This is a genomic window from Gordonia rhizosphera NBRC 16068, assembly GCF_000298195.1.
Lineage (GTDB): Bacteria > Actinomycetota > Actinomycetes > Mycobacteriales > Mycobacteriaceae > Gordonia > Gordonia rhizosphera.
Genome location: NZ_BAHC01000069.1, coordinates 17,364 through 38,557, shown reverse-complemented (window position 1 = coordinate 38,557; position 21,194 = coordinate 17,364). Strand labels below are relative to the sequence as shown.

20 protein-coding genes are annotated in these 21,194 nt (G+C 65.8%); 8 read left to right on the top strand and 12 right to left on the bottom strand.

The window, feature by feature from the left end:
- Positions 1-11: 11 nt before the first annotated feature.
- The 7 genes from GORHZ_RS07910 to GORHZ_RS07880 all read right to left on the bottom strand — a co-directional run bounded on the left by GORHZ_RS07910 (position 12) and on the right by GORHZ_RS07880 (position 6,680).
- The gene (locus tag GORHZ_RS07910; protein WP_006331810.1) at positions 12-920 is read right to left on the bottom strand and encodes an alpha/beta hydrolase; all 909 of its coding nucleotides are present in this window, start codon (positions 918-920) and stop codon (positions 12-14) included.
- On the bottom strand, positions 917-2,578 hold the full coding sequence (locus GORHZ_RS07905) for a thiolase C-terminal domain-containing protein (RefSeq protein WP_006331809.1): 1,662 nt from the start codon (positions 2,576-2,578) through the stop codon (positions 917-919). The genes GORHZ_RS07910 and GORHZ_RS07905 overlap by 4 nt, the downstream gene beginning before the upstream one ends.
- 4 nt (positions 2,579-2,582) lie before the next feature.
- A complete protein-coding gene (locus tag GORHZ_RS07900; protein WP_006331808.1) occupies positions 2,583-3,941 on the bottom strand; it encodes a cytochrome P450 in 1,359 nt (452 codons plus the stop codon).
- 45 nt (positions 3,942-3,986) lie between these two features.
- Complete coding sequence (locus GORHZ_RS07895; RefSeq protein WP_006331807.1) at positions 3,987-4,181, bottom strand: ferredoxin; 195 nt, start codon at positions 4,179-4,181, stop codon at positions 3,987-3,989.
- A 58-nt stretch (positions 4,182-4,239) separates the two neighbouring features.
- Positions 4,240-5,100, bottom strand: coding sequence for a mycofactocin-coupled SDR family oxidoreductase (locus GORHZ_RS07890; RefSeq protein WP_006331806.1), 861 nt, complete (start codon positions 5,098-5,100; stop codon positions 4,240-4,242).
- A gap of 69 nt (positions 5,101-5,169) precedes the next feature.
- The gene (locus tag GORHZ_RS07885) at positions 5,170-5,877 is read right to left on the bottom strand and encodes an SDR family NAD(P)-dependent oxidoreductase (RefSeq protein ID WP_006331805.1); all 708 of its coding nucleotides are present in this window, start codon (positions 5,875-5,877) and stop codon (positions 5,170-5,172) included.
- Positions 5,874-6,680, bottom strand: coding sequence for a TauD/TfdA dioxygenase family protein (locus tag GORHZ_RS07880; RefSeq protein ID WP_006331803.1), 807 nt, complete (start codon positions 6,678-6,680; stop codon positions 5,874-5,876). Before GORHZ_RS07880 ends, GORHZ_RS07885 begins: the two co-directional genes overlap by 4 nt.
- A 297-nt stretch (positions 6,681-6,977) precedes the next feature.
- On the opposite strand from GORHZ_RS07880, the gene GORHZ_RS07875 reads away from it, so the two are divergent.
- From GORHZ_RS07875 to GORHZ_RS07860, 4 genes are read left to right on the top strand one after another with little or no spacing between them, the layout of a single operon-like run.
- Positions 6,978-8,408: an aldehyde dehydrogenase family protein gene (locus tag GORHZ_RS07875; RefSeq protein WP_083877227.1), complete on the top strand. Its 1,431-nt coding sequence runs from the start codon at positions 6,978-6,980 to the stop codon at positions 8,406-8,408.
- Positions 8,405-9,610 carry a CaiB/BaiF CoA transferase family protein gene (locus GORHZ_RS07870; RefSeq protein ID WP_006331798.1) on the top strand — a complete coding sequence of 402 codons (1,206 nt, stop codon included), beginning with the start codon at positions 8,405-8,407 and terminating at the stop codon, positions 9,608-9,610. Before GORHZ_RS07875 ends, GORHZ_RS07870 begins: the two co-directional genes overlap by 4 nt.
- Positions 9,611-9,624: 14 nt before the next feature.
- The gene (locus GORHZ_RS07865) at positions 9,625-10,797 is read left to right on the top strand and encodes an OB-fold domain-containing protein (RefSeq protein WP_006331797.1); all 1,173 of its coding nucleotides are present in this window, start codon (positions 9,625-9,627) and stop codon (positions 10,795-10,797) included.
- Positions 10,794-11,957, top strand: coding sequence for a thiolase C-terminal domain-containing protein (locus tag GORHZ_RS07860; protein ID WP_006331796.1), 1,164 nt, complete (start codon positions 10,794-10,796; stop codon positions 11,955-11,957). The genes GORHZ_RS07865 and GORHZ_RS07860 overlap by 4 nt, the downstream gene beginning before the upstream one ends.
- Here GORHZ_RS07860 and GORHZ_RS07855 read toward each other — a convergent pair.
- The 4 genes from GORHZ_RS07855 to GORHZ_RS07840 are packed head-to-tail and all read right to left on the bottom strand — an operon-like array spanning position 11,926 to position 16,929.
- Positions 11,926-12,708, bottom strand: a complete 783-nt coding sequence (locus GORHZ_RS07855) for an alpha/beta hydrolase (RefSeq protein WP_006331794.1) — start codon at positions 12,706-12,708, stop codon at positions 11,926-11,928. The genes GORHZ_RS07860 and GORHZ_RS07855 overlap by 32 nt on opposite strands.
- Before the next feature lie 35 nt (positions 12,709-12,743).
- Entirely contained in the window at positions 12,744-14,174 is a 1,431-nt protein-coding gene (locus GORHZ_RS07850; RefSeq protein WP_006331793.1) for a FadD3 family acyl-CoA ligase, read from the bottom strand.
- Positions 14,171-15,352 (bottom strand): amidohydrolase family protein, encoded by a 1,182-nt coding sequence (locus GORHZ_RS07845; RefSeq protein WP_006331792.1) that lies wholly within the window; start codon positions 15,350-15,352, stop codon positions 14,171-14,173. The genes GORHZ_RS07850 and GORHZ_RS07845 overlap by 4 nt, the downstream gene beginning before the upstream one ends.
- A gap of 29 nt (positions 15,353-15,381) precedes the next feature.
- Positions 15,382-16,929, bottom strand: coding sequence for an AMP-binding protein (locus tag GORHZ_RS07840; RefSeq protein WP_040530721.1), 1,548 nt, complete (start codon positions 16,927-16,929; stop codon positions 15,382-15,384).
- 97 nt (positions 16,930-17,026) lie between these two features.
- On the opposite strand from GORHZ_RS07840, the gene GORHZ_RS07835 reads away from it, so the two are divergent.
- Together GORHZ_RS07835 and GORHZ_RS07830 are read left to right on the top strand one after the other, a co-directional pair.
- The gene (locus GORHZ_RS07835) at positions 17,027-17,743 is read left to right on the top strand and encodes an enoyl-CoA hydratase/isomerase family protein (protein WP_006331790.1); all 717 of its coding nucleotides are present in this window, start codon (positions 17,027-17,029) and stop codon (positions 17,741-17,743) included.
- 60 nt (positions 17,744-17,803) lie between these two features.
- Positions 17,804-18,328 (top strand): DoxX family protein, encoded by a 525-nt coding sequence (locus GORHZ_RS07830; RefSeq protein WP_006331789.1) that lies wholly within the window; start codon positions 17,804-17,806, stop codon positions 18,326-18,328.
- Between the two features lie 158 nt (positions 18,329-18,486).
- Here GORHZ_RS07830 and GORHZ_RS07825 read toward each other — a convergent pair whose 3' ends face one another.
- A complete protein-coding gene (locus GORHZ_RS07825; protein ID WP_006331788.1) occupies positions 18,487-19,785 on the bottom strand; it encodes a cytochrome P450 in 1,299 nt (432 codons plus the stop codon).
- Between the two features lie 205 nt (positions 19,786-19,990).
- On the opposite strand from GORHZ_RS07825, the gene GORHZ_RS07820 reads away from it, so the two are divergent.
- Together GORHZ_RS07820 and GORHZ_RS07815 are read left to right on the top strand one after the other, a co-directional pair.
- The gene (locus tag GORHZ_RS07820) at positions 19,991-20,617 is read left to right on the top strand and encodes a TetR/AcrR family transcriptional regulator (protein ID WP_245551373.1); all 627 of its coding nucleotides are present in this window, start codon (positions 19,991-19,993) and stop codon (positions 20,615-20,617) included.
- A 143-nt stretch (positions 20,618-20,760) separates the two neighbouring features.
- Positions 20,761-21,174 carry a Zn-ribbon domain-containing OB-fold protein gene (locus GORHZ_RS07815; protein WP_040530753.1) on the top strand — a complete coding sequence of 138 codons (414 nt, stop codon included), beginning with the start codon at positions 20,761-20,763 and terminating at the stop codon, positions 21,172-21,174.
- Positions 21,175-21,194: the final 20 nt, after the last annotated feature.

The following is a 21,194-nucleotide window of genomic DNA, read 5'->3' as shown; positions in this document are numbered from 1 at the left end:
TGTCGAGACAATCAGAGAGCCGGCAGGTCGGGGTGGATTCGTGCCACCAGACACTGCTCGAGGAAGGAGAGGATGCGGAAGTGGTACGCCCGCGCCGAATGGCCGAGGCTCAGGTTGTGGCCGCTGCCCGGCATCACGTCGACCGCGACGCGCGGAGCGCCGGTGAAGAGTGCGGCGATGTCGCTCAGGGCCTGCGGATCCTGCCGCCAGACGCGTTCGTGGGCACCGGCCGTGAAGTGCACCGGAATTCGGACCTCGGGGGCGAGGGCGGGGAACACCTCTCCGGGCCACGTCCGCACGGCCCTACCCTCGAACGACGGTGTCGACGAGGCGATCGCGGTTCCGCCGATCACGTCCGACGGATACAGCGATGGCGGCTGCCACAGGAGTTTTCGGACACCAACCGGCGCCGCGTTTCGTTCACTCTCCCCGAGGATCTCGTGGGCGACCGGCTGATGCTGGAGCCCCGTGCCCGCGAGTTCGAGCCCCAGCAGCCGGTCTCCGCGATCGTCGGCCGCCAGGCGGACCGCCAGTTCGCAGCCGATCGAGTGTGACCACACGAAGACGCCGGCCCCGGTGGGCCGACCGCTGAGGTGGCCGGCGATGGCGCCGTACGCGAGGTCCACCCGGCGCTCCGGTCGATGCATCGTCTCCGCGTGATCGGCCGAGCTCCCGTAGCCGGGTCGGTCGAGGGCCAACACGGTGTATCCCGCTGCGCTCGCGCTGCGCAGCAGCGAGTTGGCAGGGTGACCCGGGTAGTCGAAGTAGCCGGCGCGCGTCGCACCGCCGTGGATCGCGACGATCACGCAGCGCGGGTCCGCGGCCTCGGCCAGCAGGCCCGACATCGGGACACCGTCGACGTCGATGACTTGTGGGATCACCGCATCGGCGACACCGTCACTCCATCGGTCCGCGGTCATGCGCCGCTCCGGAGTAGCAGGACACCGCTGGGGGTGAGTCCACCGCTGCTGACCACACCGACTCGGGCATCGGCGACCTGCCGGTCCCCGCCGTCACCGCGCAACTGGATGATCGCCTCATGGAGGAGACCCATCCCGTGGGTACGCCCGTGCGAGAGTTGGCCGCCGTGGGTGTTGATCGGGATCTGTCCCTCGAGCGCGATGTTCTTGCCGCCGTCGAGAAAGTCCTTCGCCTCGCCGATCCCGCAGAATCCGAGCGCCTCGATCCACGACAGACAGTTGACCGTGAACCCGTCGTACAACTCCGCGACGTCGACATCATCCGGAGTCAACGAGGTACGTGACCACAGATGCGCCGCCTGCCCGAGAACCTGCGGCTCATGGGTCAATGTGCTCTGATCCCAGTCCATTCGCTCGATGATCTGTGTTCCGACCGCCTCGACGAGGACGGGCGGATGGGCGAGATCCCCAACGGTGTCGACCGCGGAGACGATCACCGCGACCGCGCCGTCGCAGGGGACATCGCAGTCGTAGAGGCCCAGCGGCGTGGTGATGGGACGCGCCGAGAGATAGTCGTCCATGGTCATCGGGTCGCGGTACACGGCACTGGGATTCAACGCGGCATTCGCCCGCTGGTTCAGGGCGATCCAGCCGAGTGTCTCGCGGGTCGTGCCATAGCGATGGAAGTGTCGTTGGGCATTCTGCGCGAGCGTATGGGCGGCCGACGTGGCACCGAACGGCACCATCCAGCTCGCGGTACGACCCGACGGCGGCGTGATCCGGCCCGACTTCACGAGCTCGTTGTAGGTCGCCTCCCACACGGTGCGGTAGCAGAGCACGTGGCGCGCGAGGCCACTCGCGACCGCGGTCATCGCCGCGATGACCGAACCGCCGGGTCCGAAGGTCTCGATGCCGCCGTTGTGCCAGGTCGGACGGATGCCGAGGGCGGCCTCGACCGGGGTGACCCCGCCCTCGCCGAAGCCGCCGACGTTGCCCCCGCCGGGATAGGTGGCGATGCCGTCGATGTCGGCCATCGTCAGGCCCGCATCGGCGACCGCATCCTGGCAGGCCTCGATGGTGAGGCTCAGCGGGGGAGCCATCAGCCGCCGCCCGATACGCGACATCCCGACCCCGGTGAGCGCGACCTTCTCCTCGAACTTCTCCGACGTCACCATCGGGCGCACATGGCGGGCGAACTCCGTCGGCGGGATCTCGTCGTCGGGCAACCGAGCGGGTTCGGCCGGCTGCTCGGCGGCCGGACGGAATACCGGGAGCCACACGTCGGAGAGTTGTTCGAAGTCCACCTCCACCGACATACCCAGGTACAGGTCCTCCGGATCGCAGTCGATGATGTTGGTGGTCAGTCGGATTCGCGGATCCTCGACCAGTGCCACCTGGGCCACCACATACGGCGGGTTCAGTCCGGGCAGGGCGAAGCGGTGGTTGACGGTGAAGCCGGCCAGGGTACCGCGCCCGGACACCACGCGATGTCCGAGTTCGGTGCCGTGACAGTAGCGGCACACGGGCTGCGGTGGATGCAGGAGTGAGTCGCAGCTCGTGCACTCCTGGATGCGGAGCACTCCGTCGGCGCCGGATGTCCAGTAGAACTCGTTGGCCGCGGTCAGTTGGGGTAGCGGTCGTTGTGGCCCATCGGGCACGGCGTCAGCCCTTCTGCTTCGCTCGGGTCACCGCCAACGGCTCCGCCAGATTCTGCTCCTCGACCATCCGCTGCACCTCGACGAGGGTGTCGGCGAGACTCGCGTGGGTCCGCGGGCCCGGGGTGAAGGTGGCCGGCAGGTGCCGCATCCCCTGGATCACGCCTATCGAGTCGTAGTGCACGGTCGTCTCGGGGTCGCAGCGATAGTCGGGCATCCGATCCATCACCGCGGTGACCATGCGCTTGAACACCGTCCGCGCGACATTCGACCCGATACAGCGATGAACGCCGAGTCCGAAGCTGAAGTGGCGGTTGCCGGTTCGGTCGAGATGGAGCGCGTCGGGGTCGTCGAAGAGTTCCGGATCCCGATTGGCCATGGCCCAGGACAGCCAGAGACGCTCGCCCTCACGGAAGTCGGTGCCGTCGGAGGACTCGAAGTCCTTCGAGACGGTGCGTCCGTCCCCCGGGGCTGGGGTGAAGTAGCGCAGGAACTCCTCGGTCGCCGCGTCGAGCAGGGTGTCCCGGTCGTCACTGAGTCGCTGTCGTTCCTCGGGATGCTCGGACAACCATTCCAGGGCATGCGCGGTGAGTGCGGTGGTGGTGTCGAAGCCGCCGCCGATGACGAGACTGAGGATGCCCAGCAGTTCCATGTCGTCGGGAGCGTCACCCTCGAAGTGTGCGTTGGCCACCGCGTTGATGATCCCGGGTCGCGGGTTCTCTCGGATCTCGAAAAGGTTGGTGATCAGGTCGATGCCGAGCTGCTTGTGGAGTTCGGCCACGCGGGGTGCGTCGGGCGAGTCTGGCGGGGTGTAGACGGCGGCATGGACCGGCTCGTTGTAGATGGTCCATTTCTCGACCGGAATGCCCAACATCGCCAGTGTGAGAACTGCGGGAACGACGTTCGCCAACTCGTCGACGAAGTCGATGTGTCCGGACTCGATCTTCTCGTCGATACACGCATGGATGACCTTGTCGATCAACGGCACCCACCGTGTCACCGCGGCCGGCGACAGATACGGGTTCAGGATGGATCGGTAGTATTTGTGTTCCGGCCCGTCCATCTCCAGGATGCCACCTCGGACTCCCGAAGCGCGCTCGGCCGTCGGGATGGTGATGCCCTTGTAGCCGCGTCTCTGGTTCTTCACATCGTGGTCGTTCGAGATGTACGGGCACCGCGCGAGTTCGAACACGGCCGAACTGCTCGCCGCCACCCAATGGCCGCCGTAGGTGTCGCTCCAAGCGACCGGGCACTTCTCCTGCATCTCGTGGGTGATGTCGAGGAAGCTCTCTCGGTAGTCGGGGGAGTGCCGTTCGAACTGATAACGATGTCTCTTGCGTTGGTCGTCTGCGCTGTCAGTGGTCACCGGGTGTTCCTTCGTGCAGGGGTCGTCGTCGGATCGGGCGCCAGGTCACTCGATGATGGAGATGGCTTGCTCGGGGCAGGAGCGTACGGCCTCACGGACCTGCTTCTCGAGATCGGCCGGGACGTCCTCCGTCGTCGGCGTGGAATGGCCGTCGATCTCGTCGAGCTCGAACGACTCCGGCGCGACCATCGCGCAGATGGTGTGGCCCTGGCATCGGTCGCCGTCCACCTTCACCTTCACGGCTGTCCTCCTGGTTGGTACGGAAAAATGTTGTGTGTCAATCGGTCTGGTATGAGGATCAGATGTGCCAGTCGTACCACTTGAGGTATCCACCGGCGTCCACCCGCATCTGCATGCCGGTGACGTAGCGCGCCTCGTCCGAGGCCAGGAACAGCACGGCGTTGCTGATGTCGCCGGGCTCGACCCAGGGGGTGGGCATTGCCTGCATGACATAGAACGCGGGCGTGGCGTCCTCCTTGGTGGGATGCTCCAGGTCGGGGCGGAAGGACCGGTACATCGGTTCGCTTTGCAGCATGTCGGTGTTGCAATTGGTCGGGTGGATGGCATTGGCGCGGATGCCGCGCGGAGCGAGATGGCATGCCAGCGTGTGAATGTACTGGGACAGGGCTCGTTTGGAGAAGACGTAGGCGACGCCGCCGAGGTCCTTGCCGGGGACGTCGACCTTGCTGACATCCATCAATGCCGCCGTGGAGCCGGTCGCGACGATCGCGGCACCTTCGGCGAGGTGCGGCAGGGCGACCTGGACGGTGTTCATGGTGCCGATCAGATTGGTGTCGATGACATCGCACCAGGCCTGCACGGCCGGCTCGCCCTTCATACCCGCGACGCCGGCCTGGGCGACGACGATGTCGAGTTTGCCGAGCTCGCTGATGCCCTGTTCGACGGCGGCGCGTAACTGTGCGGCCTCCCGGACATCGGCCTGCACGGCGACAACCCGGCGGTCGGCTTTCTCGACCAGATTGGCGGTCTCCTCGAGGTCCTCCGGCGTGGCCATCGGGTAGCCGATGGCGTCGAGGTCCTTGCAGATGTCGACCGCGATGATGTCGGCGCCCTCCTCGGCCAGACGAACCGCGTGGCTGCGGCCCTGGCCTCGTGCGGCGCCGGTGACGAGCGCGACCTTGCCTTCTACGCGACCCATGTGTCTTCCTTTCTCGGATTCGTCGGACGTGATTGTCTGGGTGGTGGTGTTACGGATGACGCTCGTGGACTAGGTATTTCGTCCGCCGTTGACACCGAGGATCTGGCCGGTGATGTACCCGGCGTCCTCGGAGATGAGGAATGCGCAGGCGGCGGCGATGTCCTCGGGGCGTCCGACACGGCGGACCGGGGTGCGCAGGATGTGGTCCTCGACCGTTCCGCCGAGCAACTTCCGACCCTCGGCGGAACGGAGCATAGGTGTGTCGACGAAGCCCGGAGGGACCGCGTTGACGGTGATGCCGCTGGGGCCGAGTTCGAGTGCCAACGACTTGGTGAGTCCGTTGACCGCTGACTTCGCCGCCACGTAGTGCGCCATATAGGGCTGTCCGGAATGCGCGCTCGATGACGAGATGTTCACGATGCGGCCCCATTCGGCATCGATCATGTCGGGCAGTACGGCCTGGATCGTGTGGAACACACCGTTGAGATTGACGTCGATGACCTTTTGCCACTCCTCGAACGTCATCCTGGTGAACTTCTGGAAGCCGTCGATCCCGGCCGCGTTGACCAGAATCGTGATGGGGCCGAGGCTTTCCCGAATCGCGGCGAACGCCGCGTCCACCTGGGCGCGGTCGGTCACATCGGCCGTCTGCGCGAGGGGATCGTCCGGCGCCGGCGCCAGGTCGATCGTCCCGACGTGGTATCCCTCGCTACGCAGGCGCTCGGCGACCGCCAACCCGATCCCGGAACCACCCCCGGTGACGATCGCGTTCTTCACGCCCAGGCCTCATCTCCGGCGATCGTCGTCCGGTGCATGGTGCGTTCGGAGGACGGGTCGTAGGGCAGGGCACGATGCAGCATGCCGGTGTTGTCCCAGATGACCACGTCATCCGGTTCCCAGTCGTGGACGTAGCAGAACCGTTCCTGGGTCGACCATGCCAGCAGCTCATCGAGCAGTTCGCGGCTCTCCTCGGGACGCATGCCGATGATGTGGTCCGCCGTGGCGCCGATGACCAGGGACCGGCGACCGTCACGTCGTTGCCAGACAAGAGAACTCTCGTGCGTCGGCAGCTGGCGCCACATCGCCAGCTGTTCGTCGGTCGGGTCGGGGTGAACGAGCCGTTGTGAGGCCTCGAAGCTGTGGACCACGCGCAGACCGTCGTAATGCTTGCGATCCTGCTCGGGCAGGTTCTCGTAGGCCGCATACGTACTCGCGAACTCGGTACCGCCGCCGACCATCGCCACGTGCCGGGCCGTGAGCATCGTGGCCTTGGCGGGGATGTCATTGGTCGTGTCGTCGATGTGCCAGTTGAAGGTGCCCTTGAGGTACTCCGCCGACCGTGATTTCGCGGGGTCGAGCGAGACGACGAACACCTCTTTGCCCGCAGGTGCGAGTACCGGGCCCAACCTCCTGCTGAACGCCACCTGGGCCTCGTCATCGAGATGCAGTCCCCGGATGAGCAGCACGCCACGCCACTTGAGGGCCTCGAGGCAACGGCCGATCACGACCTCGTCGTCGAGGTTTTCGAGTCCGGTGACCTGCACGCCCATCGCGGGTGTGAGGGCTGTTGTCTCCATCACAAGAATCTCCCTTCCTTTGAATGAGAACCGTACTCTCCCATCTTGCCAATCAGCAAGCGGACTCCCGAATTGACCGTGGTCATCGGGGTGCTTCATCGCCCAGCTGTCTTGGAAATCGCGGGTGTGCGGGTGCCGGAATACTGCTACAGTGCGGATCAAGGGAATGTGTCATTAGTCATAATTGAGAACGTAATTTTCAGTTATCGAGTGTGAGGAGCGACGGTGAGTCAAGGAACAGTGACCCCGGCCGAGACCGACGACGGCTCCGGCCCGGGGGGCGGCGGTATCACCAAGCGCATGTTGATCGGCGGCGTACTTGTCGAGAAGGATCGGACCTTCGAGTCCGTCAATCCGGCGACGGGGGAGGTCCTCGGTCATGCGCCGGATGGGGACGTCGCCGACGTGGAGGCCGCGATCGCCGCGGCCCGCAAGGCATTCGACGAGTCGGGGTGGGCCACCGACAAGGCGTTGCGTGCGCGCTGCCTAGGCCAGCTGCACAGTGCCCTGACCGAACACGTGGAAGAACTGCGTGAGCTCACCATCGCCGATGTCGGCGCCACCCGGATGCTCACGCACGGAAACCAACTCGATGCCCCGATCGAGATCGTGCGGTACTACGCGGATCTTCTTCCCGAGGTGCCGCTGACCGAGGAACTCGATGACGTGGAGATACGGGGCGAGATGCACCGCCGTTGGGTCGAGAAAGAGGCGGCCGGCGTCGTCTCGGCGATCGTGGCGTACAACTACCCGAATCAGCTCGCGCTGGCCAAGCTGGCGCCGGCGTTGGCCGCCGGCTGCACCGTGGTCCTCAAGGCCGCTCCGGACACCCCGCTGGTCACGTTGGCCCTCGGGGAGTTGATCGCCGAGCACACCGACATCCCGGCGGGCGTGGTGAACGTCGTGTCGTCCTCGAGTGTCGAGGCCGGGAAGTTGATGACCACCCATCCCGACGTCGACGTGATCACCTTCACCGGGTCGACGCCGGTCGGTAAGCAGATCATGGCGGCCGCAAGCGATTCGCTCAAGCGTGTGTTCCTCGAGCTCGGTGGGAAGTCTGCGCTCATCGTTCTCGACGACGCCGACCTGGCGACCGCGGCGATGTTCGCCGCCTTCACCATTTGTTCGCACGCCGGCCAGGGTTGCGCTCTGACCACCCGGCTGGTCGTACCGCGTGCCGCGCACGATCAGGTCGTCGAGATGGTCGGCGGGATGCTCGATCGGGTGACGCTGGGCGATCCGAGCGACATGACGACCTACATGGGCCCACTCATCAGCGAACGTCAGCGCGACAAGGTGGACGGCATGGTCAAGCGCGCCGTCGAGGCGGGCGCGCGGCTGGTGCGGGGTGGCAAGCGTGTCGACCCGGGCTTCTTCTACACACCGACGTTGTTGGCGGATGTCGACCCCGACAGCGAGATCGCGCAGGAAGAGGTCTTCGGGCCGGTGCTCGCGGTGATCCCGCACGATGGGGACGATCATGCCGTCGAGATCGCGAACAACTCCCGCTACGGCCTGTCCGGCGGAGTGCTGACCGCCGACGAGGAGCGCGGGATCGCGATCGGGCGCCGCATTCGCACGGGTACCTTCAGCATCAACGGCGGCAACTACTTCACCCCGGACATGCCGTTCGGCGGTTACAAGGAATCCGGCATCGGCCGCGAGCTGGGTATGCCCGGACTGGAAGAGTTCCTGGAGCTCAAGGCCTTCGCGGTGAAGGTTTCGTCGTGAAACCGCTCGACGGTGTCCGCGTCCTCGAGGTGGCCATGTACGGCTTCGTCCCGTCGGCCGGGGCGGTGCTGGCCGAGTGGGGTGCCGAGGTCATCAAGGTCGAGCACGCGGTCACGGGTGATCCGCAGCGAGGGCTGCGGCAGACCGGGATGTTCCGGATCGACGGCGACGTCAATCCCAATGTCGAACACGCCAATCGGGGCAAGCGCAGCATCGGTCTGGACATGTCGACGGAGGGTGGACGAGAGGTCCTCTATGAACTGACCCGCCGAGCCGACGTCTTCCTGACCAGCTTCCTGCCCGCTCCCCGGGCGAAGTTCGGCATCGAGGTCGATGACATCCGTGCGGTCCACCCGCGGATCATTTATGCGCGTGGAAGCGCCCTCGGTCCGCGAGGAGTGGAAGCCGAGCGCGGTGGCTATGACATGACGGCGTTCTGGTCGCGCGGCGGCATCGCGGCGACGATCACCCCGCCCGGCAACGAGGGCATCATCAACCCTCCCGGGCCGGCGTTCGGCGACACCATCTCGGGAACGAACCTCGCCGGGGGCATCGCCGCGGCGCTCTTCCGGCGCGAGCGGACCGGGGAGGCGTCGGTGGTCGACGTCTCGCTGCTCGGCAGCGGGCTCTGGGCGATGGGACACACCGTGGCCCTGTCGCTGTTCCTGGACAAGCCGATGATCGCGCCGAAGCCCGGCGAACACGGGTCACCCCGGAATCCGTTATCAGGACTGTACAAGACCTCCGACGACCGGTATCTGTCGTTCGTCATGCTGCAGCCCGGCAAGTTCTGGCGCGACGTGTGCGAGCACATCGACCGTCCCGACCTCGCCGACGACCCCCGCTTCGCCACCGCGGAAGCGATCGCGGACCACACCGGGGACGCCGTGGCGATCCTGCGCGAGGTGATCAGCCAGCGCACGCTGGCCGAATGGACCAAGCAGTTCGCCACGCTCGCGGGGCCGTGGGCGCCGGTGCAGGATTCCCAGCAGGTCGGGCAGGACGCCCAGATCCGGGCCAACGACTACATCGTCGATGTCGGCGAACTCGAATTGGTCAGCAATCCGGTGCAATTCGACACGACCCGCTCCGAGGTCGGCCCGGCGCCGGAGTTCGCCGCGCAGACCGACGAGATCCTGGTCGAACTGGGACTGGACTGGGACCGCATCATCGAGCTGAAGACTGCCGGCGCGGTCACCTGAGTACGGAGGGTTTGATGCCCAACATCACGTCGATCGGTACCTATCTTCCGATCTGGGGGGACACCGCGCATCGCGAGCCGGGGCATGACGAGGACGCCATCACGATGGCCGTCGAGGCGGGCCGCGCCGCCCTCGGTTCGGGCGCCTCCGTCGAATCGGTGGTCTTGGTGACACGTGACCTTCCGCTGCTCGAGAGCAGCAACGCCGCGGTGCTGCTCGCCGGGCTCGACCTGGACCCGGAACTCGAGGTCACCGAGCGGCTCGGGGGCGCGCCCGCCACACTCGACGCACTCAGTTCGGCGAGATCCCGCACGCTCGTCATCGGCGTGGACCTGGAACCGGCCGGCGCCGCAGCGGTTCTCACCGCCGATCGCGGGCTCAACATTCACACGAGCGCCCGCGTGTCGCGGAGCCTGCCGGTCCGCACCCGCAACGCCGGCGGCACCGTGCACGACTACGGCGATCCCCGGCTGCTGTTCCAGCGCGGCCTGGTCGCGTCGCTCGCGGCATCGTGGTCGGACACGCCGACCGTGGTGGCGGGTGTCAACGGCAGGCATGTTGCCGGCTTGGCCGAGGTCGATGCCACCCTTCCGACCGTCGGGGCCAGCTCGGGCCTCTTCGCCCTCGCGTACATGGCGGAGCACGAACTGAGCGGTACGCTCGTGGCCGTCGAGCAGGCGAGTCTTTCGGGTGTCGCGGTTGCCGGTGGGCGCGTCGCGGTGGAACGCAGAGAACAGTCTGCGCGACCGAAATCCGACGAACCGGTCCCTCCCGGTGACCAACTGCGCATCTCACTGGCCGCCTACGAGCGCGCGTTCGAGGCCAAGGTGCGTTGGGAGGCAGGTAGATTCGCCGACAGTGACGACCTCGACTTCCCGCCCCGCTATCACGTCGCCGCTGATGGTGCATTGCGCACCGACTACGAACTGGTTCCGTTGCCGCGCACCGGGGTCGTCTACTCCGAGGCGACGGTTCATGTCCCGGTGCCCGGCCTGTCGTCGCCGTACTCGCTCGTGCTCGTCGAACTGGACGGTGTCGGCGTGCGCGCCCTGGTCAAGGTGACCGGTGCACACGTCGGATTGGTGGGTATCGGAGACCGCGGCCGCCTGGTACTCCGTCGATTGGCGGTGCGGTCCGGAGTTCCCGACTACGGCTACGCATTCGAACCCGAAGGAGCGGTGGCATGAGGAGGGTCGCGATCGCCGGCGCCGGGATGACGCCGTTCGCAGAGCATTTCGCGCTCGGCGTGAAGGACTTGGTGCCGATGGCGTTTGCCGAATGCGCTGCATCGGTGGACAAGGGCATCAACAAGAACGACATCGAGGCCGCCTGGTTCGGTGCCGTGGGCTCGACCGACGGGTTCGCATCGGGGATGGTGGCGGATTCGCTCGGCATCGCCGGTATGCCCGTGACCCGGGTGGAGAACTCGTGTGCCACCGGCAACGATGCTGTCCGAAATGCGTTGTACGCCATCGCCTCGGGAGCGGTCGACGTCGCCCTGGTGGTGGGTGCGGACAAGTTGCGGGAGATGGCGTCGAAGGATGTTCTGTGGGAGTGGGAGGCCGTATCGCGCGACATGGCCTGGGAGTACCCGCTGGGCCTGATCGCACCGGCCGGGGTGGCTCTGCACGTGAACCGGTATTTGCACGAATCACCCGCCACACGTGAGCATCTGGCGATGATCGCGGTGAAGAACCACCGACACGGCGCCGGAAATCCGAAGGCCCGGCTACGGTTCGAGATCACCGCGGATCAGGCGTTGTGTGCACCCACCGTGGTCGAGCCGTTCAGTGTCTATGACTGTGCGCCGCTCAGCGATGGTGCGGCCGCACTGGTCCTGGTGGCCGAAGACGTCGTCGACCGGTACACGGACCGGCCCGTGTGGGTTGCCGGAGTGGGCCTGGGGCTGGATTCGGTGATGCACCAGCACAAGGCAGACCTGACGACATTCCCTGCGACAGTGCGTGCCGCGCAGCGCGCGTTCGCCATGGCGGGTCTCTCGCCCACCGACGTCGATGTCGCCGAGCTCCACGACTTCTTCACCGGCATCGAACTCATCAGTTACGAGGATCTCGGATTCGCCAACCGGTTCGAGGGCTACAAACTGCTCGAGGCCGGCGAGACCACGATCGGAGGTTCGCTGCCGGTGAACACCAGTGGCGGGCTGAAGTCGAAAGGGCATCCACCCGGCGCGACGGGGATCGCCCAGTGCGTGGAACTGTTCGAGCAGCTGCGTGGCACTGCGCTCAATCAGGTCGATGGAGCGCGGGTCGGGCTGGCGCACAACGTCGGCGGTCCGACGTCGGTTGCCGCGGTCACGATCCTGACGGGTCCGGAGACGGCCTGAGCTGTACCAGCGGAAGGGTGGGAGATCCCGATTCGGCGCCGGCGATCTCGAGCAGTGCGTCCGTGACCGCGCCGGGCTCGGTGATCATGAGGTCATGGCCGGTGTCGATGTCCCAGAGGCGGCCTGCGGAACGCGCGGACGCGACGAGTTCGGGGTCGCGGGTGGCCAGGGTCGAGGTACACACGATGTGGAATTGCGGCAATGCCCAGAGCTCGGTCTCGTTGTGCAGCGCCAGCTTCTCCTCAAAACACCGCCAGGGGTGGGCGGTCAAGCGAGCCTGCATCCAGTCCGCATCGACGGGATCGGTCACCCCGTAGAAGGCAGCGTCCTGACCGGTGGGGACGAGCACGAGTTCCACGCCGTCGACCGTCTGGCCCAGGGGGCGGATGGCCTCGATGATCGGCCCCGCCACGTCGACGAGAGATTGTCCGTTCACCGGGTTGGCGGCGTCGAGGTAGACCAGCCCGGCCACGCGGTCGATGGCGCGGTCGGCCGCTCCGGTGATCACCATTCCGCCGTAGCTGTGGCCGACCAGGATGGCATCGTGCAGATCCTCGTAATACAGCAGGCCGGCGATATCGCGGATGTGCGTCTCGAGTCCGATCTCGGGCGTTCGGAGGTGTGCTCGTTCGGCGAGTCCGGTCAGGGTGGGGGCGTACACGAGATGACCCGCATCGCGCAGACGCCGGGCGACGCGCTGGTAGCACCAGCCGCCATGCCCACCGCCGTGTACCAGCACAAAGGTTGCCATGCCGTGCCTTTCGAGACTCGTCCGTGTGACCCGGGTCAGCGGAGACTGTCCTTCATCACCTTTCCGGTCGCGTTCACCGGGAGTTCGTCGAGGAACGCCACCGACCGAGGTGCCTTGAAGCCGGCCATCCGGGCCCGGCCGAAGTCGAGGATCTCGGTTGCGCTCACCGGGCGGTTGGCCACGACGAATGCCTTGCCGACCTGTCCGAGCCGCTCGTCGGGCACGCCGATGACGGCGACCTGGTCGACGGCAGGATGCTCGAGCAGGTAGCTTTCGATCTCGGCCGGATAGGCGTTGAAGCCACCCACGATGAACATGTCCTTCTTGCGTCCGATGATCCGCAGGCGGCCCGTGTCGTCGAGGCTGCCGAGGTCTCCGGTGTGCAGCCAGCCGTCGGCGTCGATCGCGGCCGCCGTTGCCTCCGGATCGTCGAGGTAGCCCTGCATGACGTTGTATCCGCGGATGAGCACCTCACCGTCGTCACCGATCGCGATTTCGATATCGGCACAAGGTAATCCGACGGTGGTGGCGATCTGCTCGAACGTGTCGCCGGATCTTGATGCGGTCACGGTTCCGGCCTCGCTGAGGCCGTAACCGGTCATGATCGTCTCGAAGGGCAACTCGGTCGTGATCCGCCGGATGAGATCGACCGGGATGTCGGCGGCGCCGGTCACCGCGGCCCGCAACGACGAGAGATCCCAGGTCGAGCGATCCGCCGAGAGCAGCGATTGATACAGCGTCGGAGGTCCGGGCAGCATGGTGATCCGCTCGGTGGCGACGAGACGCAGAATCTCGTCGATGTCGAACACCGGTACCGGGTAGATCGTGGCGCCCCGGATGAACGAGGCGATCACACCGGCCTTGTACCCGAACATGTGGAAGAACGGGTTGACGATGAGATAGCGATCGCCCTCACGGAGGTCGGCGAGGTCGCACCATTCGCTGAACAGGCGAAGCGTCTGGCCGTGATTCATCATGACGCCCTTGGGGCGTCCGGTGGTACCCGACGTGTACATGAGGTCGGCAATGTCGTCGGCGGTGCCCTGGTACTCGAACGGCTCTGCCCCGGAGAGGAAGTCGGAGCCGAGGTCGATGACGGGGACGTCACTCGACGGTTCGAAGTCGAGTCCGAGGAACCCGTGCTGGACCACGACGGCTCTGGCGCCGCTGCGCGCGATGATGTCGTCGGCCTCGTCGGGTTTGTAGCGGGTGTTCACCGGTACGAGCACACCACCGGCGGTGAGGATGCCGAAGGCCGCGACGATCCACTCCGCGGAGTTGGGTGCCCAGACCGCCACCCGGTCGCCCGGTTGGATGCCGAGTCCGCGGAAGCCGCCGGCCGCGCGGCGGATTCGGTCGGAGACTTGTCGAAAGGTCAACCGCAGTGAGCCGTCGACGACCGCTTCGGCATCACCGAAGCGGTCGCCGGCGGACAGGACCATCTGCGGGATGGTCTGCCAGCTCATACGTTCAGCAGGCGCGCCAGATTGCCGCCCATCACCAGCTTCTGGTCCTCGAAGGGCAGGTGCTGGATGTGATCGATGTAGCTCGTGGGCTGCGCGAGTCCCTCGGGATGCGGGTAGTCGGAGCCGAACAGCACGCGCTCCGCGCCGATGAGTGCGGTCAGCTTGCTGAAGTCCTCTTCCCAGAACGGGCTCACGTGAATGCTCTTCTTCACCGCGGCCACCGGGTCCTTCATGCCGAAGCCCTCCGGTGCCTTCTTGTAGACATCCTCGAGCGTCTGCAGCAGCGTGGGCAGCCACGCGGCGCCGTTCTCGATCACCGCGATCTTCAGTTCCGGGAACCGAAGGAGAGCACCGTGGCACACCCACGAGGCGACCGCGTCCTGGATCGGACGCCATTCGTTCACCATGCGGAAGGCGTTCGTGACGAACGGCAGCATCTCATCGCTGCTGCCCTCCCAGTCCTGGTTGTACCGTGCGTAGCCGCTGTCCGAGGAATGCTGTGTGACAAGGACATCCAGCTCGACGACGCGCTTCCAGAACGGATCGAACTCGGGAAGTGCGAACGACCGAGGGCCCCTGTAACCGGGGACCGGCGCCGGGCGGACCAGGATCGCCTTCGCGCCACGCTCGACGCACCATTCGAGCTCCTCGATCGCCTTGTCGACGATCGGCAGACTGATCACCGGCACCGTGAAGATCCGGTCGCGGTAATTGAACGACCAGGTCTCGAACAGCCACTGGTTCAGCGAATGAACCACCTCGTGGATGAGTTCGGGATTGTCACGCATCCGCTCCTCGATGAGGCTGGCGAGCGTCGGGAACATCAGGGTGCGGTCGATCTTGAGCTCGTCCATGAGTTCCAGGCGGGGACCCGGCTCGCGGAATGCGGGGATCGCCTTCATCGGCTTGCCGAAGATCTCGCGCTTGCTCTTGCCCTCGGGGTTGCCGTTCTTGAAGTAGTCCTCCATCGCGCCCGGACGGGCGACGACGTCGAAGGTCGGGTTCGGGATGTACTCGCTGATCTGACCACGCACCGCGATCTTGGTGCGCCCGTTCACCTCGACGTACTGGATGACGTTCTTGTACTTGTCGGGCAGGAACTTGGTGAGCGCCTCCTTGGTCTCGTACAGGTGGTTGTCCGCATCGAAGAGCGGATATGGCAGATCGCTGGGTGGCATGAGATTCTCCTTTTCCTGTTATGAGAATACTATTCTCGGTTGTGTTTGCTGGCAATGTCCGACCGGATGCGGAATTTCTGGATCTTGCCGCTCGCGGTGCGGGGGAAGTCCTCGACGACGTGGATCTCCTCGGGCCACTTCTGTTTGGCGAGCCCGATCTCGGCGAAATGTGCTCGGAGGTCGACGAGGGTGGGCTCGTCGTATCCGGGGTGCAGTCGCACCACCGCGGCGGCGTGCTCGCCGAAGCGCGCGTCGGGCACGGCGACGACGACCGCATCGGCAACCGCCGGCATGCCCAGGAGAACCTCCTCGACCTCCATGGCACTGATGTTCTCCCCGCCCCGGATGATGATGTCGGACTTGCGGTCGGTGATCTTGAGATAGCCGTCTGCGTCGAGGACTCCGATGTCGCCGGTGTGATACCAGCCGGCGTCGTCGAACATGCGGGCGGTGAGTTCGGGATCGGTGTATCCCATGCAGAGGTCCGGTCCGCGGCTGAGGATCTCACCGTCCTCGGCGAGGATGATCTCGACGCCGGGCAGTGGGCGGCCGTCGGTGTGCAGTCGTTTGGCCTCCGGCGCATCGTGGTTCGATCCGGTGATGGACGGGTGTTCGGTGCTGCCGTAGGAACGGAAGACGGTGATGCCGAGGTCGGCGAGCCGTGTGGTGATGGCGCTGGGAACCGACGAGCCGCCCAGTCCGGCGTACCTCATCGAGGGCAGGTGGGCGGCGGTGAAGTCCGGATGATCGAGCAGGCTGGTCATGTAGTAGGTCGCCCCGCCGCCGACGGTGAGGTCCTCCGAACGCATCAGACGCAGGACCTGGCCCGGATCCCATACGTCGGTGAGGTTGATGTCGGTACCGTCGAGGACGGGGATGAGGAAGGCGTTGACCATCCCGATGAAGTGGCCGACCGGGGCGGCGGTGAGCTGGTGACCGCGATCGGGTGGGTACCACCCGGCCAGTTGGCGCGTCTCGTGAACGAGTGAATAGTGACTGTGCAGAACACCTTTGGGGTTGCTGGTGGTTCCCGAGGTGAAGGCGATGAGCGCGGGTGCGCCGGGATCGACCGCCGATGTGTCCTGCATCGGCTCATCGGCGAGCAGATCGTCGAAATCGCGGTCGATCACCCCGACGACGGGGACGTCGGCAGACGCCGAGAGGTCGTACTCCAGGCGTCCGAAGCGCTCCGGGGTGATGAAGACCTTGGGTTTGACCTCCTCGAGGATGTAGGAGACCTCTTTTCGGCCATAGAAGTGGACGATCGGCACCACCGCGGCGCCGAGGAAGGCCGACGCCCAGAACGTCGCCGCGGCCTCCATCCAGTTCGGGAGCTGGAAGGCGACGACGTCGCCGGGTCCTACGCCCCGGGAGCGAAGGCCGCCGGCCAGGCGCCGGGCGACGGTCTCGACGTCGCGGAAGGTGCCCGACCACGGCCGCACCGACGAGTGCACGCGAAATGGGGTGTCCGGCGCAGCAGCGAGTCCGGCACTGAGGATGTCTCCGACCGTTTCGGTCGTCCACCATCCGTTGGCGAGATACTTCTCGCCGAGTTCGACCGGAACCTGTCTGACCATCGGGTGATCCCCCAAGCTCTCGAGCCCGAGGTGGGCCCTGGTGATACAGTTCTTCCCAAATGAGAATAGCAATCTCACCCACGGAGAGCGACAACTAATGGTGAAGCTGGAGATCGTCGACGGACTGGCGGTCATCACGATCGATCGGCCAGAGGCGCGCAACGCCATCGCACCGTCCACGATGGAGGAGCTCGACGAGGCCATCGACACCGCTGCCGGGGCGCGTGTGCTCGCCATCACCGGAAGTGGCGATCGGGTCTTCGTCTCGGGCGGCGACCTGAAGGAACTCGCGAAGTTGCGGACCCTGGAAGACGCCCGCGCCATGGCGTGGCGGATGCGCGGCATCTGTCAACGGCTGGTCGACTTCCCGGCCCCGGTGATCGCCGCGGTCAACGGGCACGCGCTCGGCGGCGGTGCCGAGTTCGCATCCGCCGCCGACATCCGGCTCGCCGCCGACGACATCAAGATCGGTTTCAACCAGTCGACTCTGGCGATCATGCCCGCCTGGGGCGGTCTGGAACGACTGGCGGGTATGGTCGGTCGATCCCGGGCGATGCTGCTGGCCGGCACCGGCCGGTTGCTCTCGGCACCCGAAGCGCTCGAGATCGGCCTCGTCGATCAGGTGTTCCCGCGCGGGTCCTTCGACGACGACTGGCGCGCCGTCGCGGAGTCGTTGGCCTCCGCGCCCGCAACCGGTATCAAGAAGGTGATCGCCGGCGCGACCCCGGACGAGGCCGTCGAAGAGTTCGCGAAACTGTGGGTGGCCGAGGAGCATTGGGCCGCAGCCCATCGGGTTCTCAACCGCACACGGTGACCGAGCTGCTCGGACCGCGTCCAGATACAACAGACCACGAGATACGGTGAGGAGAATCCCATGTCAGCCAAGTCCACGACCCGGCGCAGCGGGCGCGCGGTTGCGCAACTGCTGCTCCGCGGCGCCGTCGGCGGGACCATGATCGCCCACGGGATGAAGCATGGCCGCACGCTGGCCGGTACCGCGAATTGGTTCGGTGCCATCGGATTCGAGAAGCCGAGGCTGCAGGCTCAGGCGAGTGCCGTGGTCGAGGTCGGTGCCGGCACCGCGCTCGTGGCCGGCGCAGCGACGCCGCTCAGTGCCGCCGCCGTGGTGGGAACCATGGCGGTCGCGGCCCGCTCGGTCCACATCCCGAATGGCTTCTTCGTGAACGTCGAGGGGTGGGAATACGTGATGAATCTGGCGGTCGCCTCGGTGGCCCTCGCGTCGCTGGGCGCCGGCCCGCTCAGCGTGGATCGGGCCACCGGGCTCGACAAGCTGTTGTCGGGATCGCGCGGCGCTGCGCTGGCCGCTGGTGTCGGGCTGGGTGCGGCCGCCGCGCAGCTGGCCACGTTCTATCGTGCGCCGGCCCCCATCGCGACCTGATCGCCTTGGGTCGGGGCAGGTCGACCGTCGAGGCCGTCCCAGAACATATTGCCCACCAACTATTTCCAGTGCAGCACGCGGCCACGTCCGTCGGACGTGGCCGCGTGCTGCACTCGATGATCTCCGGATTCGCCGATCGCTCGACCGATGGTAGGCGGCTACTTCTTCGGGGTGAACTCCAGGTGCAGGTTGGTCAGCCCGCGGAGGATGAAGGTGGGATCGAACTGGTATCTGCGATTATCGGCGGGCCCGTGGTGGGTTTCGGACACTCTGATGTCGTCCATGCGGTCGAGGAATTTCTCGAGCGTCACCCGGCCCTCGACCCGGGCGAGTGGGCCGCCCGGGCACGAGTGGATACCCCGGCCGAAGGCCAGATGCTCCCTGACGTTCGTGCGGTCGAGATCGAATGTGTTGGGTTCCGGAAATTGTTCCGGATCGCGGTTGACGGCACCGGGGCAGATCATCAATATCGTCCCCGCGGGAACAGGGGTGTCGTCGAGCATGGTGGTTCGGCGGGCCACGCGGAAATCACTCTTCACCGGACTTTCGAGACGCAGGGTCTCTTCATTGAAGGTCGGGATGAGGCCACGATCCGCACGGAGGCGGGCCTGTAGATCCGGCCGCTCGCCCACCACCCGTAGCGCGGCGCTGATCAACTTGGTGGTGGTCTCCTGGCCGGCGGCGAACAGGAACGTCGCGGTACGAACCACATCGATGACCTCGGGGGTTCCGCCGTCCTTGTACTTGGCCTGCGCGAGTGAGGTCAGCACGTCGCCGCGCGGCTCGCGGCGACGATCCTCGATGTAGGCGGAAAACTTGTCGTCGAGCCACTGCAGCGGGTTGTCCGAGAGCGCCTCATTGTCGAGTGAGCCCACGCGCGCGCCCTTTGGCGGTGCGCCGAGAACGATGCGGAATTCCTCGTGGTCCTCCGGCGGGACACCGAGCAGATCAGCGATCACCAAGAGGGAGAACGGTTTCGCGTAGTCCGTCATCACCTCGCACTCGCCCCGGTCGATGAACTCGTCGATGAACTGGTCGGCGAGCCGCCACATGAACTGCTCGTTCTCCTCGATGCGCCGGGGTGTCAGGAGTCGGCTGAGCAGCCCGCGCGCCCGGGTGTGTTCCGGTGGGTCCATGGTGACCATGTGCTCGTGCATGGGGTACTCGGACCGGTGCGCTTCGATCTGTTCGGAGATGTCGTCGCCTTCGGGTTCGAAGGGGAGTCCGGGAAACGGCCCGGCCACCGACAGACAGGCCGAGAAGGTCTCCGGGTCCTTGAAGACCGTGACCGCCTCGGCGTGACCGGTGATCGTGAGAACCCCCATGTGCGGTTCGCGCGTGACCGGGCACCTGCTGCGCATCTCGTCGAAATACGGGTACGGATCCGTGACCAGTTCCTCGGCAGTGAAGAAATTGAGATCGCTCAACTCCCCCAGTGATTCCTTCAGCTCACTCAATGTTCCTCCTGCGATTCGACCTGACGACCCTCGGGATGGCGGTCGTGAGGTGCGGGTCTGGGCTGATGAGGCGAAATGCTGAGCACTCGCTCAGCACGATCTGATGTGATAAGAGTTACCACGCCCGAATGAGTGAGGTCAAGGTCACAGGCATGGGCACATGCCACTGTCCTCGACTGCTCCTGTTGGGGGGGTGAGACGAGAGGTGAGTCAGGTGACGGTACGGAGATTGGGCTCGCCGGAATCCGAAAATCGCACCCTTCTGGTGGACGCGGCGGAAGCGATCATGCTCGAAAAGGGCTATGCCGCAGTCACTTCACGTAAGGTGGCGGAATCCGCCGGACTCAAGCCGCAATTGGTGCACTACTACTTCCGCACGATGGATGAACTCTTCCTCGAGATGTTCCGGCGGCAGGCCCAGGCGGGCCTCGAACAACAACGTGAGTTGCTCCGCTCGCCGCAGCCGCTGTGGGCACTCTGGCAGTTCAGCATCGACCCGACGGTCGCGAAATTCACCACCGAGTTGCTTGCTCTGGCCAACCATCGCACGGCCCTCCGAGCCGAGATCGCCCGATATGCGGCGCAACTCCGGGTAGAGGCCCAGGCGGTGATCGAGGAGAAGTTGGCCGAATACGGCGTGGATGGCGACAGGCTGCCGGCCGCCGTGGCGATCGTCATCATGACCAGCGTGTCCAGGGTTGTGATGATGGAGGAGTCCCTGGGATTCTCGAACGGTCACCAGGAGACCTTCGATTTCGTCGAGCACCATCTGCGGAGGCTGGAAGGCGAACCGCGGCAACATGTTGCCGCACTGACCGTTACGCAACCCTGACCCGGTGGACGATCTTCACGCGGGTTCGTGGTGAGCGAACTCGGCCGTTTGGCGCAGCCTCGGCGAGAATGATATTTCCAATTGCGAAAATGTGGCCTAACATGGGTGAGAATCAATCGCTCCTGGATCGGAGGAACATCGACATGCCGAAGGCCCTCGCGCCGGAGATCTCAACCTGGCCGAACGAGAATCCCCAGCTCATCGGCAGTAAGTGTGGTCGATGTGAGTTCGTCACCTTCCCCGCGCAAGAGCACTGCCCGAAGTGCGGCGCGGGCGGCATGACCGAGTTGCTGCTACCCCGCACCGGGACTCTTGTCGCATGGACCGTCCAGGGCTTTCCGCCCGGCGCACCGTATATCGGCCCGGTGGGCGACGACTTCGTGCCGTTCGGGGTGGGCCTGGTGCAACTCGATGACGTCGTGCGAGTCGAGGGCCGACTGACCGAGAACGATCCGGCGAAACTCGATTTCGGTCAGTCCGTCGAGCTGACCATGATCCCGTTCGCGACCGATGCAAACGGGGACGAGATCTACACCTTCGCCTTCCAGCCGGCCTGACGGTACAGAGAGGAAACCCA

Excerpts from the sequence above, each read along its gene's own strand:
- GORHZ_RS07830 (WP_006331789.1), top strand. The coding sequence starts at position 17,804 with ATGTCAGCCAAGTCCACGACCCGGCGCAGCGGGCGCGCGGTTGCGCAA.
- GORHZ_RS07845 (WP_006331792.1), bottom strand. The coding sequence starts at position 15,352 with ATGCCACCCAGCGATCTGCCATATCCGCTCTTCGATGCGGACAACCAC.
- GORHZ_RS07850 (WP_006331793.1), bottom strand. The coding sequence starts at position 14,174 with ATGAGCTGGCAGACCATCCCGCAGATGGTCCTGTCCGCCGGCGACCGC.
- GORHZ_RS07865 (WP_006331797.1), top strand. The coding sequence starts at position 9,625 with ATGCCCAACATCACGTCGATCGGTACCTATCTTCCGATCTGGGGGGAC.
- GORHZ_RS07860 (WP_006331796.1), top strand. The coding sequence starts at position 10,794 with ATGAGGAGGGTCGCGATCGCCGGCGCCGGGATGACGCCGTTCGCAGAG.
- GORHZ_RS07815 (WP_040530753.1), top strand. The coding sequence starts at position 20,761 with ATGCCGAAGGCCCTCGCGCCGGAGATCTCAACCTGGCCGAACGAGAAT.
- GORHZ_RS07855 (WP_006331794.1), bottom strand. The coding sequence starts at position 12,708 with ATGGCAACCTTTGTGCTGGTACACGGCGGTGGGCATGGCGGCTGGTGC.
- GORHZ_RS07890 (WP_006331806.1), bottom strand. The coding sequence starts at position 5,100 with ATGGGTCGCGTAGAAGGCAAGGTCGCGCTCGTCACCGGCGCCGCACGA.
- GORHZ_RS07875 (WP_083877227.1), top strand. The coding sequence starts at position 6,978 with ATGTTGATCGGCGGCGTACTTGTCGAGAAGGATCGGACCTTCGAGTCC.
- GORHZ_RS07835 (WP_006331790.1), top strand. The coding sequence starts at position 17,027 with ATGGTGAAGCTGGAGATCGTCGACGGACTGGCGGTCATCACGATCGAT.
- GORHZ_RS07910 (WP_006331810.1), bottom strand. The coding sequence starts at position 920 with ATGACCGCGGACCGATGGAGTGACGGTGTCGCCGATGCGGTGATCCCA.
- GORHZ_RS07840 (WP_040530721.1), bottom strand. The coding sequence starts at position 16,929 with ATGGTCAGACAGGTTCCGGTCGAACTCGGCGAGAAGTATCTCGCCAAC.